The sequence below is a fragment of the Arthrobacter sp. Y3221157 genome (assembly GCF_059089865.1).
In genome coordinates this window covers 1-12,339 of record NZ_JBNHFD010000009.1, presented here as the reverse complement: position 1 = coordinate 12,339, position 12,339 = coordinate 1, and the positions used below count along the sequence as shown (strand labels likewise).

Sequence of the window (12,339 nt, the reverse complement as noted above, 5' to 3'; positions counted from 1 at the left end):
TCTGGCCCGCAACCATGGCTGGGCCGGTACATCGTGAAAGGGTTGCACGTGAGATCAACTGGAAGAAGCCCCTTGCGGGGCAGGGGGTTCCGGAAGGCGGCGGTAATGGCCGCCGGGTTGCCGCTCCTCCTGGGGTCCTTGGCCATACCTCCCGCCACCGCGGCACCGGCCAGCCCTGGTAGCGGGGCTGCCACCAGTCCGGGGACCACGCAGTTCAAGGACGGCCGCTACATCGTGGTTCTGGCGGGTGCGGCAGCAGCAGCCTATGAGGGGGAAACTGCGGGCCTGGGGGCCACCAGGCCCCAGGCGGGCAGGAAGCTCGATGCCGGAAGTCCCAACTACAAGGCCTATGACGCACATCTGCGCAAGGTCCAGCGCGATGTTGCCGCCAGCCAGGGCGTAACCCCGGGGAAGCAGTACACCGCTGCGCTTAACGGTTTCACGGCTGAACTCACGGCTGCCCAGGCCATGGAGCTGTCGAAGGACCAGCGGGTCCTGGCGGTCGCACCCGACGTGGAGAACACTCCTGACTACACCACCACCGACTTCCTGAGGCTGACCGGCCCGGACGGGGTATGGGCCAAGCAGTTCGGCGGCGAAGCGAATGCGGGCAAGGGAGTTGTTGTCGGTGTCATCGACTCCGGCTACGCGCCGGACAACCCCTTCCTCCAGGGTGATCCCGTCCAGCCGCTGAGCGGCCCTGCGCAGGTGGGCGTTCCCTACCGCACTGCCGATGGCAAGATCGCCATGCTCAAGGCCGACGGCACCACCTTCGAGGGTGAATGCCAGGAGGGCCAGGGGGCCGGGGCGTCCTTTGACGGCTCCCAGTGCAACTCGAAGGTGATAGGTGCCAGGTACTTCGCTGATACCTTCCTGCAGTATGTGGCGCCCGAAAACAGGGCGCCGGAGGAGCTCATCTCCCCGGTCGATGTCGGAAGCCACGGCACCCACACGGCCACCACGGCTGCCGGCAATGACAACGTGGACCAGGTGATCGACGGCTCAGGCTTCGGCAAGAGTTCCGGTGTTGCTCCTGCAGCCAAGGTTTCCGTGTACAAGGTCTGCTGGGAAGACACCAATCCCGACACCGGAGGCTGTTACTCCTCAGCGTCGGTGGAAGCCGTTGAAGCTGCCATCAAGGACGGCGTGGACGTCCTGAACTACTCGATTTCCGGCAATAACAACAACACGACGGACCCCGTGGCCCTGGCGTTCCTGAACGCAGCAGCTGCCGGCGTCTTCGTCTCGGCCTCGGCCGGCAACTCAGGTCCCACTGTCTCAACGGTCAACCACGCCTCACCCTGGCTCACCACCGTTGCCGCCTCGACCTTCCCCAGCGACCTGCTGGGCACCGTCAAGGTCTCCGACGGCTCGCTCTACCGTGGTGCGTCCATCATGAAAACAGAAGTGGCGGACAAACCAGTGATCGTCGCGGCCGCAGCAGCCGCGGCGGGCGCCACCAATGCCAACCTCTGCGCTCCCGGGACGCTTGATGCGGCGAAGGTAGCCGGCAAGGTGGTGGTCTGCGACCGGGGTGTGGTGGACCGGACGGCCAAGAGCCAGGAAGTCCAGGACAAGGGTGGAGCGGGCATGATCCTGGTAAATCTCACCAGCAGCTCCGAAGATGCCGACAACCATGTGCTGCCCACTGTCCATGTCAACGCACCCAAGAGCCTGGCGCTGAAGTCCAAGCTTGAGGCAAACCCATCCCTGACGGTCAGCCTGGTGAAGGGTGACCTCACCGGCGAACCGCCGGCTCCGGCGCCGCAGATTGCCGGGTTCTCCTCCCGCGGGCCCACCCTTGCGTCCGGCGGCGACCTGCTGAAACCGGATATCGCAGCCCCCGGGGTCAACGTCCTGGCGGGCGTATCAACCATCGGCAACAACGGCGACCAGTTCGGCTTCATGTCCGGAACCTCCATGGCCGCGCCGCACATCGCCGGCTTCGGCGCCCTGGTGCTCGGCAAGCAACCAGCCTGGAGCCCGGCTATGGTCAAGTCCGCGATGATGACCAGCGCCTACCCGCTCGTTAACCCGGACGGCTCCGCCAACACAGACCCGTTCCAGGGCGGCGCAGGCCACATCGACTCCACCCGCGTCCTCGATCCGGGGCTTGTTTACACCTCCGGCGTCAGGGACTGGCTCGGCTTCCTCAACGGCCAGGGCGTGGAAACCGGAGTTCCGCAGGCAGGCACCATCGCGGCCCGTGATTTGAATGTGCCGTCCATCGCACTCGGCAGCCTGGTGGGAGAAGTCCAGGTGAAACGCCAGCTGACCGCCCTGGTTCCGGGAATTTACCGGCCGGAAGTGAACATGGCAGGCTTCAATATCCAGGTGGAGCCGAAGGCACTGAACTTCGCCAAGGCCGGCCAGACCCGGGAGGTCACCCTGACCATCCGGAACGCCACCGCCCCGGTGGGTAAATTCAGCACCGGCACCCTGACCTGGAGGGGCCCCCGGACTGTCAGCTCGCCCATCGCCATCCGTCCTGTTGACGCCCAGATCGCCCCGTCGTTCTCCTTCAGCTCGGCTGCAGGTGACGGCAGCGGCACGCTGGAGCTGGTTTCGGGTTCCGATGGTCCCATCAATGTGGGAGTGGAAGGCCTGGCGCCCTTGAGCGTGACCGCCATCACCAAGACTCCCGGCGAATACGCACCGGGGAACGACGCGCATAACGCGCTGCTTCAGGTGACTGTTCCGCAGGGGGCCTCGTTCGCCCGGATGGGTGTCCAGGCTCAGTCGGAAGACGTCGACTGGGACATGGTGGTGTACGCGCCGAACGCTTCGGGCGGCCTCACCGCCACCCAGGTGGCCACGGCCTCCGCCAGCGAGTTCCTGGATCTTGAGTCCCCGCGGGCGGGCACGTACTACATCGTGGTCAACCTTTACTCGACGCCTGACAATGGTGCCGCGAGTGCCTCGGTGCAGGCCGTGACCTTCGCGGGCGACGCCGGAAACCTCAGCGTGGAGCCGAACCCGATCGTGGCTCCGAACGGCACCGCAACGTCGGCGACGCTGTCCTGGACCGGCCTCTCCCAAGGCGCCTACCTGTCCCGCCTGAGCCTCGGCGACAACGGAATCAGGACCTGGGTCAACGTCCGGGTGGGCGACGCGCCTGCTGCGCCCACCGGAGCCCGCTCCATTGCCCTTGCCCAAGCCGTCCCGGGAGCGTGACAGGCGAAGCTCGAAAAGGATGACATGGCCCCGGCGGTGGAAACCGCCCGGGCCATGTCATCCTGCAGGGAGTTCAGGTGGCGCGGCCGCCGCCCAAGGGACCCCCGCCCAGGAGGGGTGCCATGGCATTCCACCTGGAAATTTCGCAGCCGTCCGTCCGGGTGAAGACCGATTCCACCTGGCGGCCATGGAAGGTGCCGGTGACCACGGCGACCTGTGGCCCGCCGTACTGCTGCGTACACAGCTGTGGCGGTCCCGGCTGCGGAAAGAACACCTGGCCACCGAACTGCTCCGCTGCTGCCAGGGCCGCGTACGGGTCGGGCAAAGTGGTGTCACCATACACAACGCCGTCACGGGCCTTCAGCCGGAACACGTACTCGACGCCGGCGGGGTCCTCTCTGAGCCTTATGGTGAGGTCGATCATTCAGGGACCGGCGCCGAAGCCGCTGCCAGTTCCAGTGCCAGCCTGTCGCGCAGCACCGCTGCCTCGGCGGCGAAGGAGCGCTGGTGCTCCACGTAGGCGGCCTTGCCCTGTGGCGTCTCGATGGGTATCGCGGGATAGTCCCACTCGGCAAGGTCGTAAGGGGAGGCCTGCATGTCCATGGCCCGGATCCGCCAGGACAGTTCAAAGCAATCCATCACCAGTTCACTGGAGAGCAGCGGGAGCAGCTTATAGGCCCACTTGTACAGATCCATGTTGGCGTGCAGGCAGCCCGGCTGTTCCAGAAGCCGCTGGGTCTCGCGGCTCGGCGCAAACTCGTTCAGGGGCATCGCATCCGGGGTGTAAAAGCGGAAGGCATCGAAGTGCGTGCAACGGATCCGGTTGTCCTCCACCACCTTGTCCGTGCCCTCCGGACCCAGCCGGAGCCGCAGGTACTCGTGGCGCAGGTCGAACCTGTCCTGGTGGTAAACCATTGCCCATTCGTGCAGGCCGAAGCAGCCGAACTGCGCCGGCCGCGCCGCGGTGCCCCGCAAGATGATGCCGGCAAAAGCCACCGCGTCCCTGCGGTCTTCAAGGAAGGCGGCCACGTCAACGGTCACCGCGTTGCTTTCCGGCGGAAGGCCCAGGGAGGCGAGTTCGCCGTCGTCGAGCGTGCGGTAGTGCTTCCAGCCGCTGCGGGCGGCCGCGGCATCGCCTAACAGGACCATCCCGGCGCCGGGATGCCAGCGCCGCAACTGCCCGGGCTTCTGGGTGTAGTACGTGAAGAGGAAGTCTTCAACCGGGTGCTTTTGGCCGGCGGAACGTCGTGCCAGGTAGGGGTCGGCGTAGCGGCTGACGCGCTGCTGGTGGGCATCCTCCAGTGCCCGCCATTCGTCGGCCGCCAGCAGCCTAAGCTGCTCCACCGGAGGCACCCAGGACATCCTTCGCAGCATCCCAGGCGCTGATTTCGCACCCGTTGGTGCGGGAAAACTCGGCCTCCACGGGCACGCCGTCAAGCACGCCGCTGACTGTGGCCGTCTGGGGCCCGCCGTACTGTTCGGTGCACGCCTGGGCGGTCCCGCGGATTTCGGGACTCAGCAGCGCGGTGTTTTCCTTCAGGGCGGAGCAGGCAGCCTCGGCGGCCGGATGGCTGCTCTCGGCGGCAGGGACGCCGGCCTGGCATACCAGGGTGTAGTTCACGGCGGGTTCGCCTTCAGCGGGAGTCACGGCGATAGCCAACTCTGCATTGCCCTGGCCTGGACCCGCGGCCGGGCGGGAACTGTCAGGCGGCGGCGCGGGAACGGAGGTTTCCGTGTCCGGGGACGGTTCGGCCGTTGCGGTGGTAGTCGTTGGGGACGGGGATGTGGGCTGTGCCGGCGATGTGGCCGGGCTGCCGCCGTCGGGAGTGGGGGAGCAGGAGGACATCAGCAGCGCAGCAATTGCCAGCCCTGCCATCTGCAGCCGTGTCCTGCGCACCGCCCTAGTCACCCTTCGATTCTAGCTGCAATACCGTGCCTTCCCGGTGGTTCCGTCCCAACGGGGCGGGCAGCCCGCTACGGGGTTCCGCCGGACGTGGCGGCAATGAGCCCCATCATGGAGGCATGCAGTTCCGTGACCTGGCTCCGCGTCAGGCCGAGCCGTTCCATCATGGTTCCGGGAACCTCCAAAGCCTGTTGCCTCAACGCGGCCCCTTCAGGCGTCAGTTCGACGGCGAGTGCCCGCTCATTGCCGTCGGCCCGGCGGCGGGTGATGTATCCGGCTGCCTCCAGCCGGCGGAGCAGCGGCGAAATGGTGGCAGGTTCCTGGGCCAGGGCGTCGCTGATGTTCCGGACCGTCCTGGGGCTTGTCTCCCACAGGCTCAGCATCACCAGGTACTGGGGATGGGTCAGTTTCAGCTTCTCCAGAACCGGCTTGTACGCCCCCACGATGCTGCGGGCTGCAACCGTCAGCGCGAAACAAAGCTGGTGTTCCAGGAGCAGGTCGTCATCCTGGCCGGTGTCGGCCGTAGCGGCGGCATCCATGAAGTCCTCCAATTATTAGTGCTCTAACTATTAGCGTACTCTGGTTGATAGAGAACCAGTGGCAGCGGAAGGAACCGAACATGGCCAAGGGCAAGCCGGACAACGAGGACAACGCGTCGCAGCGCTTCATGCGCGCCACCGGCAAGCTGAGGGCTATCTTCGGGCCTGCGAACCGCTCCTCCCTGGTCCACGACATGACAGAGGAGAACCGGAGACTCCTGGCACAGCGCCAGGCCGAAAGCCGGCAGTGGGAAACCATCACGCGGCCCGACGGCAGCACCTACGTGGTTCCCAGGAACCCGGAAGACAAGTCGCTGCGCTGAAAGTTCGTATCCGGGCGCCCCGCCCAGTAGCACCCGCGGCCATGCCTGCCGCTCCGTTACCCGGCTCCATTTCCCGGCTTCGGGCGTAAAATGGGGGCACTGGCTCCGGCAGGAGGCAGCAGCTCTTTGCCCCGGAAACCGGGAAGGGGGTGGAAAACAGTGGCTCGTGTAATGAGCGGATTCATGAACGCGACGGAGAGGCTCCGCTTCTTCTTCGGACCTGCCACGCAGCTGGACGCCGATTCGCCGGTAGTGCACAAACATGATGCGTTTGAGCAGGCCTCCGAAGAGGAGCTTTCGCACTTCGTGGTCGAAACGGATTCGTCCGGCCATCACTACGCTGTCCGCCGCGAGGACCTTGAGCGGGAAACCTGAGAAATAGGTGCGTAACCGGAAAAGCCGGGCCAGCCTCCGAATGAACGGAGGCTGGCCCGGCTTTTCTCGTAGGGAGGTCCGGGTTAGCGGCCGGTTCCGCCGTACACGGTGGCCTCGTTGTCGGCGTCCAGGTCGAAGGCCTTGTGGATCACGCGTACCGCTTCATCCAGCAGGTCAGCGTGGGTGACCACGGAGATGCGGATTTCAGAGGTGGAGATCATGTTGATGTTGATGCCGGCGTCGGACAGCGCCTTGAAGAAGGTGGCGGAAACGCCGGGGTGGGAGCGCATGCCCGCACCGATGAGGGAGAGCTTGCCGATCTGCTCGTTGTATTCGATGCTCTCGAAGCCGATCTGGTCCTGCGCGGCGTGCAGGGCGGCCAGGGCGTCGGCGCCTTCCACGATGGGCAGGGTGAACGAGATGTCCGTCCGGCCCGTCCCGTGCGTGGACACGTTCTGCACGATCATGTCGATGTTCGAGTGCGCGTCGGCGATGACCTGGAAAATGGCGGCGGCCTTGCCGGGGATGTCCGGGACGCCCACAACCGTGACCTTGGCTTCGGAACGGTCGTGCGCAACGCCGGAGATGATTGGCTGCTCCAAGGCAACTCCCTCTTGAGTGGTGATCTTGTCTTCGGCGCTGGGGATGACCCAGGTGCCTTCATGCTGGCTGAATGAGGAGCGGACGTGCAGCGGGACGCCGAACCGGCGGGCGTACTCCACGCAGCGCAGGTGCAGGATCTTTGCGCCCGAGGCGGCAAGTTCGAGCATCTCCTCGCTGGAAATGGTGTCGATCTTCTGGGCCGAGGGCACTACCCGGGGGTCCGCGGTGTAGACGCCGTCAACGTCGGTGTAGATCTCGCAGACGTCGGCCTCGAGCGCCGCAGCCAGCGCCACGGCGGTGGTGTCGGAGCCGCCGCGTCCCAGGGTGGTGATCTCGTTGGTGGTACGGCTCATGCCCTGGAAGCCCGCCACGATGGCGATGTTGCCCTTGTCGAGGGCTGTCCGGATGCGGTGGGGATCGACGTCGATGATCCGGGCCTTGCCATGGATGCCATCGGTGATCATGCCGGCCTGGGAACCCGTGAAGGACTGGGCAGAGGCGCCGAGCTTGTTGATGGCCATGGCCAGCAGTGCCATCGAAATGCGCTCTCCGGCGGAGAGCAGCATGTCCATCTCCCGGGCGGGAGCGGAATCGGTCACCTGCGCGGCGAGGTCCAGGAGTTCGTCGGTGGTGTCACCCATGGCGGACACCACAACCACAACTTCGTTACCGGCTTCCTGCGCGTCAACCACGCGCTTGGCAACACGTTTGATGCCGTCGGCGTCAGCCACGGAGGAGCCACCGAATTTCTGCACGATGAGCTGTTTGGTCACCGCACCGCCAGCGGACAGCCCATGCTGCTGTGTTGCGTTGTGCACTTCGGTAGTGGGCGTACTCATGCGCGTACCTTCGTTGGATCGGTTCTTGAGGCCAGGCAGCCTGACGCCGGGACGGCGCGACTTTCCCGGGACAGTTTATCGCCGCCTGCAGTGAGGCGTTGAATTGTGACCGAATCTCAGCCCGCAGGAGGAGCGCCGCGGAGGGGCCGCAGGCGTACGCTCAAGGGGTCAACGTGCTCAGGACTGTGGGGGACAGGTGCGCAAAACATGGCAATAGCGCCGGAAACATCAGAACAGCCGGACGGCCAGGCTTCCTTTGGCGGTATTACAGCCCGGGCGGTGAGCAGGAGCTTCGGGGCGGTACGTGCCGTCGAGCACATGGACTTCCACGCCCCGGCCGGCAAGGTGACGGCCTTGATCGGCCCCAACGGCGCGGGCAAGACCACGCTGCTGCTGATGCTGGCATCGCTGCTGGCGCCGGACGGCGGCACCATCAGCGTGGGCGGGCTGGATCCGGCCCGGCACCGTGCAGAGGTCCGGAGCCGGCTCGGCTGGATGCCGGACACCCTGGGCGTCTGGGAGTCACTGACGGCCCGCGAAATCCTGACCCAGATGGCGCGTTTCTACCGGCTTCCCGCTCCCGGGATCGGAGAGCGGGTGGCGGACATGCTGCAACGCGTCCGGTTGTCCGACCTCGCCGACCAGCCGGCCCGGGTCCTGTCCCGGGGCCAGCAGCAGCGGCTCAGCCTGGCGCGGGCACTGATCCACGATCCCTCTGTCCTGCTCCTCGATGAACCTGCATCAGGCCTGGACCCGGGGTCCCGTGTGGAGCTGCGGAGAACGCTGAGGCAGCTTGCGGCCGAGGGCAAGGCCGTGGTGGTTTCCTCCCACGTCCTCAGTGAGCTTGACGAAATTGCGGACGGTGCCGTCTTCGTCAACAACGGGAGGACGGTGCGGCAACAAACCACCGAGGAAGCTGCGGCGTCCGGCCGGCGGTACTCGATCTCTGCGTCGGACACGGCTGCGCTCGCCGCCAAGCTCACTGAACTGGGGCTGGTGTTCCGGCAGGAGGACGGGCGCCGGCCGGGCGTGAGCCTGCTGCTCCTGAACGACGCCGATGCGGAACGGCTGCTGCGCGACCTGGTGCTTGCCGGCGTCGGAATCACGTCCTTCGCCCCGGCCTCCGGCGCCCTGGAAGAGACCTACATGAACCTTGAGGGGGAGCGGCAGTGAGCACGGTGGCGCAGAAGCGGCAGGAACCGTCCCGATCCGGCAACACCGGGGCCTACCTGGCAGGCATCGGCCATGTGGTGGCCCTCGAACTGAAACAGAGGCTCCGTTCACGCGGCTGGTACATCATGCTTGCCATCTGGTTCGTCCTGACGGCACTGGTCACGTGGCTGACCTGGGCCAGCTGGAACGCACAGCAGGCGGCCCAGCGGGCCTACGGCAGCTACATCCCGCCGGAATCAGCAGGCCCTGGATCAATGATTTTCGAGGTAGTGCTGGCGTTCGTCCTGCTCTTTGCCTTGCTGGTGGCCCCGGCCTTGTCTGCGAACGCCGTGAACGGCGACCGCACCGGCGGAACGCTTGCCATACTCCAGGTGACGCTGCTGGAACCCGGCCAGATCCTGTGGGGAAAGTTCTTTGCCGCCTGGCTGGCAGCCCTCGCGTTCCTTGTCGCCAGCACGCCGTTCCTGGTCATCGGGGTGGCGCTCGGCGGGCTGACACCGGGCCACGTGCTGGTGTCCCTGCTGATGCTCGCCGTGGAAGTGGGTGTTGTCTGCGCCTTGGGTGTCGGCATTTCGGCCCTCGCCGGCCGGACGCTCTTTTCCATCGTGGTGACCTACCTTGCGGTGGCCGGGCTGGCGGTGGGAACGCTGATTGCCTTCGGGCTGGGCGCCGGGCTCGCCCAAGGGACGGTTATGGCCAACAATGCGCAGTACCGGACTTACGAGCCGCTGGCCAACGAACCGGTCCAGCCGGAGTACACCTGCGTCGGCCCGATGCGGGAGCAGCCTGCCACCCGGACCGAACGGGTGGCCTGGCTCCTGGCAATGAACCCCTACGTGGTGGTGGCGGATGCGATCCCCTACCCGGACCGCAGCATGCAGCAAGGCTTCCCCACATCGGGTGCCATCGAGGGCATCAGCCAGGGCGCCCGCTACGCACTGGCCGGACCTGAGGGCACCTACCCGTGCGCCAATGGGGTTGTCCAGCCCGCCTACCTGAACCAGAAGACACCTCTGTGGCCGCTGGGCCTCGGGCTGCAGCTTGTGCTGTCAGGGCTCCTGATGTGGCTTGGATGGCGTGCCCTCCGGACGCCTGCCCACCGGCTGGCCCCCGGCACCCGGATCGCCTAGGAGTCTGCCGGCGAGCCGCGGCGGGGCTTGGATCTGGACAGCCCACTGTCGCTGGACCACCATGGAGGCAGTTGCTATTCAGGTGGCCGGTACCGCCCGGCCACAGCCGGGGCTGGGGCTGTCCTTCGAAAGGTGGGCTTCCCGTGGCCGATGACCAGCAGGATGGCGCCAAATCCACGCCTGAGCCCTACTTCGAGCCGATAGGGCCGCGGTCCGACGAGTGGTTCCAGCCCGCAGATGACGACGACGGCGGCGAGCCCCGGCGCCGGGGGCCGGGCCTCGGGGCTGCGGTACTTGCGGCTGCAGCCGACTGGGCCGCAAGCCTGGGGACCCTGCGTTTCTGGGCAGTGGCAGTTGGGTCGCTTTGCGCCACCTGGGTCGTCGTCGCTGGCCTGGTCCTCCTGCCCGGACCTGACGGGGACTCAGCTGAATGGATGCCCGTCCCAATGCTCACCTACGTGCTGGCGTCGTCGTTGCTTCCGGCCTCGGCCGCCCTGACGGCGGTTCATTGGGGAATGTCCGCCCAAGGAGTGGCAACCGGCCCGGAACACGGCCGCAGCCTTTCCACGGCAGTGCTCGCCGGTGCGCTGCGCAGCCTGGTATTCGCCCTGCTCGTCCTGTTGACGCTGCTGATGCAAGCGGCTGCCGCCGGCCTGCCCGGAAACGTAGCGGCCATTTCGGCCGGCCTGGCAGCGGTCGAAGGTGCCATCTTCGTTGGCATGGGGGTGGCGGTTGCAGCACTGGCGCGCCACAGGTTCGTGAGCAGGCTGGCGGGGTGGTCGCTGGCTTTGTTCCTGGTTGTGGGGACAGTTGCGGCCACCTCCCTCCTGGTCCCGGCCGTGCGGTCAGAGGAGCCGGTGACGGTGGCCCTCAACGTGGTGCGCGCAGCGGACGGAACTCCCGTGGCCTATGAGTGCAGCGGTATTCCGGCCGGGACCGTCGAGGTCCACCGGACGGAACGGATCACCTGGCTGGCCACTGCCAGCCCAACCGTGGTGTTCGTTGCACTCGCCGGCCAGCCGGGCGCCGGCGCCGAGCTGCTCGGATGGCTTTCGGCGGCGCTGCAGGAAGCGGCGGACGGTACCGCGGTTCCCTGTGTCAATGGTGAACCGCGAAGCCAGGACTCCCCGCGGTTGCCGTTGGCAGCGCTGGGCCTTCTCCTCCAGGCAGGCGTGGCAGCCGCCCTGCTGGCCGCTGCCCGCGCTGCTGCTGCGGCCCGCCGTCGAAACGCGCCGCAAGGTGCCTAGCGGCGCTGGTTGACCGCTTGCGGATCAGGTCAGCGCGTTGCGGCGGCCTTCGAAAGCACGTCCCAGGGTGACCTCATCCGCGTACTCAAGGTCTCCGCCAACGGGAAGGCCCGATGCCAGCCTGGTGACCGTGATGCCGATGGTCTTGAGCATTCGGGCCAGATAGGTGGCCGTTGCCTCTCCCTCGAGGTTGGGGTCGGTGGCGATGATGACTTCCTGGATGGCGCCGTCGTTCAGCCGGGTCAGCAGTTCACGGATCCGCAGTTGCTCCGGTCCGATGCCGGCGATCGGGTTGATGGCCCCGCCCAGCACGTGGTAGCGGCCGCGGAACGAACGCGTGCGCTCCACCGCCAGTACGTCCTTGGACTCCTCCACCACGCAGATGACGGCGGGATCCCGGCGGGGGTCGCGGCAGATATTGCAGAGCTCCTGCTCGGTGACGTTTCCGCACACGGTGCAGAACTTGACCCGGTCCTTGACGGTGGTGATCGCGTCCACCAGCCGTTTCATATCCTGGGGATCCGCTTCAAGGATGTGGAACGCCAGCCGCTGTGCGGACTTGGGACCCACGCCTGGAAGGCGTCCAAGCTCATCGATCAGCTCCTGGACAGCACCTTCGTACACAGTTTCCTCTTTAGCTTGGAATGGACAGCGGGTCGTGCAACAGCGGTTCCATCCGGTTCACGCCGGACAGCGGGGTCAGTACCGGGGCGGGAGGGGGCTTCCGTCCGCGGAGCGCTCCTCGATCAGCTTTCCGCCCAGAATACGCTCCACCGCTGCACGGCCGAACACCCCGGACTCCTCGATGGTCTCATCGTCGGCGCTCGGAATGTCCTGGACGTAGGTGGCCGCCGCCACGGCTGCGCGTGCCGGGGCCTTGGCCCGCCCGGCTTCAGCTTCGGGGCTGTTGGACAGCCGCTGGTACAGGCTTTGCCGGCTACCGGTTCCCGGTGCAGGGGAAACGGCCGGAGATGGTGCGCCGGCCCTGGACGGGACGGCGGCGGGAGCAGCCGAAGGAGCCTGCCGCGCCGGG

12 protein-coding genes and 1 pseudogene are annotated in these 12,339 nt (G+C 66.6%); 6 read left to right on the top strand and 7 right to left on the bottom strand.

The window, feature by feature from the left end; all coding sequences use genetic code 11:
• The first annotated feature begins 105 nt into the window (after positions 1–105).
• Positions 106–3,174 (top strand): S8 family serine peptidase, encoded by a 3,069-nt coding sequence (locus tag AC5RTT_RS04620; protein WP_494144207.1) that lies wholly within the window; start codon positions 106–108, stop codon positions 3,172–3,174.
• A gap of 73 nt (positions 3,175–3,247) precedes the next feature.
• On the opposite strand, the gene AC5RTT_RS04615 is transcribed toward AC5RTT_RS04620, so the two are convergent.
• The 4 genes from AC5RTT_RS04615 to AC5RTT_RS04600 all read right to left on the bottom strand — a co-directional run bounded on the left by AC5RTT_RS04615 (position 3,248) and on the right by AC5RTT_RS04600 (position 5,616).
• Complete coding sequence (locus AC5RTT_RS04615) at positions 3,248–3,598, bottom strand: serine protease inhibitor (protein WP_494144206.1); 351 nt, start codon at positions 3,596–3,598, stop codon at positions 3,248–3,250.
• Entirely contained in the window at positions 3,595–4,536 is a 942-nt protein-coding gene (locus AC5RTT_RS04610) for a 3-methyladenine DNA glycosylase (RefSeq protein ID WP_494144205.1), read from the bottom strand. The genes AC5RTT_RS04615 and AC5RTT_RS04610 overlap by 4 nt, the downstream gene beginning before the upstream one ends.
• The gene (locus AC5RTT_RS04605; RefSeq protein ID WP_494144262.1) at positions 4,505–5,050 is read right to left on the bottom strand and encodes an SSI family serine proteinase inhibitor; all 546 of its coding nucleotides are present in this window, start codon (positions 5,048–5,050) and stop codon (positions 4,505–4,507) included. Before AC5RTT_RS04605 ends, AC5RTT_RS04610 begins: the two co-directional genes overlap by 32 nt.
• A gap of 98 nt (positions 5,051–5,148) precedes the next feature.
• Complete coding sequence (locus tag AC5RTT_RS04600) at positions 5,149–5,616, bottom strand: MarR family winged helix-turn-helix transcriptional regulator (RefSeq protein WP_494144204.1); 468 nt, start codon at positions 5,614–5,616, stop codon at positions 5,149–5,151.
• Positions 5,617–5,696: 80 nt separating this feature from the next.
• Between AC5RTT_RS04600 and AC5RTT_RS04595 the strand changes: the two genes are divergently transcribed.
• On the top strand, positions 5,697–5,939 hold the full coding sequence (locus tag AC5RTT_RS04595; RefSeq protein WP_494144261.1) for a hypothetical protein: 243 nt from the start codon (positions 5,697–5,699) through the stop codon (positions 5,937–5,939).
• A gap of 159 nt (positions 5,940–6,098) precedes the next feature.
• Entirely contained in the window at positions 6,099–6,314 is a 216-nt protein-coding gene (locus AC5RTT_RS04590) for a hypothetical protein (protein ID WP_494144203.1), read from the top strand.
• 83 nt (positions 6,315–6,397) lie between these two features.
• Here the strand turns inward: AC5RTT_RS04590 and AC5RTT_RS04585 are convergent, their stop codons facing one another.
• On the bottom strand, positions 6,398–7,756 hold the full coding sequence (locus AC5RTT_RS04585) for an aspartate kinase (RefSeq protein WP_494144202.1): 1,359 nt from the start codon (positions 7,754–7,756) through the stop codon (positions 6,398–6,400).
• A gap of 207 nt (positions 7,757–7,963) precedes the next feature.
• On the opposite strand from AC5RTT_RS04585, the gene AC5RTT_RS04580 reads away from it, so the two are divergent.
• The 3 genes from AC5RTT_RS04580 to AC5RTT_RS04570 all read left to right on the top strand — a co-directional run bounded on the left by AC5RTT_RS04580 (position 7,964) and on the right by AC5RTT_RS04570 (position 11,306).
• Positions 7,964–8,929 carry an ABC transporter ATP-binding protein gene (locus AC5RTT_RS04580; protein WP_494144201.1) on the top strand — a complete coding sequence of 322 codons (966 nt, stop codon included), beginning with the start codon at positions 7,964–7,966 and terminating at the stop codon, positions 8,927–8,929.
• The gene (locus tag AC5RTT_RS04575) at positions 8,926–10,059 is read left to right on the top strand and encodes an ABC transporter permease (RefSeq protein ID WP_494144200.1); all 1,134 of its coding nucleotides are present in this window, start codon (positions 8,926–8,928) and stop codon (positions 10,057–10,059) included. The genes AC5RTT_RS04580 and AC5RTT_RS04575 overlap by 4 nt, the downstream gene beginning before the upstream one ends.
• A 143-nt stretch (positions 10,060–10,202) precedes the next feature.
• Complete coding sequence (locus AC5RTT_RS04570) at positions 10,203–11,306, top strand: hypothetical protein (RefSeq protein WP_494144199.1); 1,104 nt, start codon at positions 10,203–10,205, stop codon at positions 11,304–11,306.
• 24 nt (positions 11,307–11,330) lie between these two features.
• Here the strand turns inward: AC5RTT_RS04570 and recR are convergent, their stop codons facing one another.
• Both recR and AC5RTT_RS04560 read right to left on the bottom strand, forming a co-directional pair.
• Positions 11,331–11,930 carry a recombination mediator RecR gene (gene recR, locus AC5RTT_RS04565; RefSeq protein ID WP_009359069.1) on the bottom strand — a complete coding sequence of 200 codons (600 nt, stop codon included), beginning with the start codon at positions 11,928–11,930 and terminating at the stop codon, positions 11,331–11,333.
• A gap of 75 nt (positions 11,931–12,005) precedes the next feature.
• Positions 12,006–12,339: pseudogene (locus tag AC5RTT_RS04560) on the bottom strand (DNA polymerase III subunit gamma and tau); the annotation flags it as partial.

What these genes read in the sequence shown, in the direction of transcription:
- AC5RTT_RS04580 (WP_494144201.1), top strand. Translation starts at nt 7,964, where the DNA reads ATGGCAATAGCGCCGGAAACATCAGAACAGCCGGACGGCCAGGCTTCC.
- AC5RTT_RS04605 (WP_494144262.1), bottom strand. Translation starts at nt 5,050, where the DNA reads ATGGCAGGGCTGGCAATTGCTGCGCTGCTGATGTCCTCCTGCTCCCCC.
- AC5RTT_RS04610 (WP_494144205.1), bottom strand. Translation starts at nt 4,536, where the DNA reads ATGTCCTGGGTGCCTCCGGTGGAGCAGCTTAGGCTGCTGGCGGCCGAC.
- AC5RTT_RS04585 (WP_494144202.1), bottom strand. Translation starts at nt 7,756, where the DNA reads ATGAGTACGCCCACTACCGAAGTGCACAACGCAACACAGCAGCATGGG.
- AC5RTT_RS04595 (WP_494144261.1), top strand. Translation starts at nt 5,697, where the DNA reads ATGGCCAAGGGCAAGCCGGACAACGAGGACAACGCGTCGCAGCGCTTC.
- AC5RTT_RS04615 (WP_494144206.1), bottom strand. Translation starts at nt 3,598, where the DNA reads ATGATCGACCTCACCATAAGGCTCAGAGAGGACCCCGCCGGCGTCGAG.
- AC5RTT_RS04600 (WP_494144204.1), bottom strand. Translation starts at nt 5,616, where the DNA reads ATGGATGCCGCCGCTACGGCCGACACCGGCCAGGATGACGACCTGCTC.
- AC5RTT_RS04620 (WP_494144207.1), top strand. Translation starts at nt 106, where the DNA reads ATGGCCGCCGGGTTGCCGCTCCTCCTGGGGTCCTTGGCCATACCTCCC.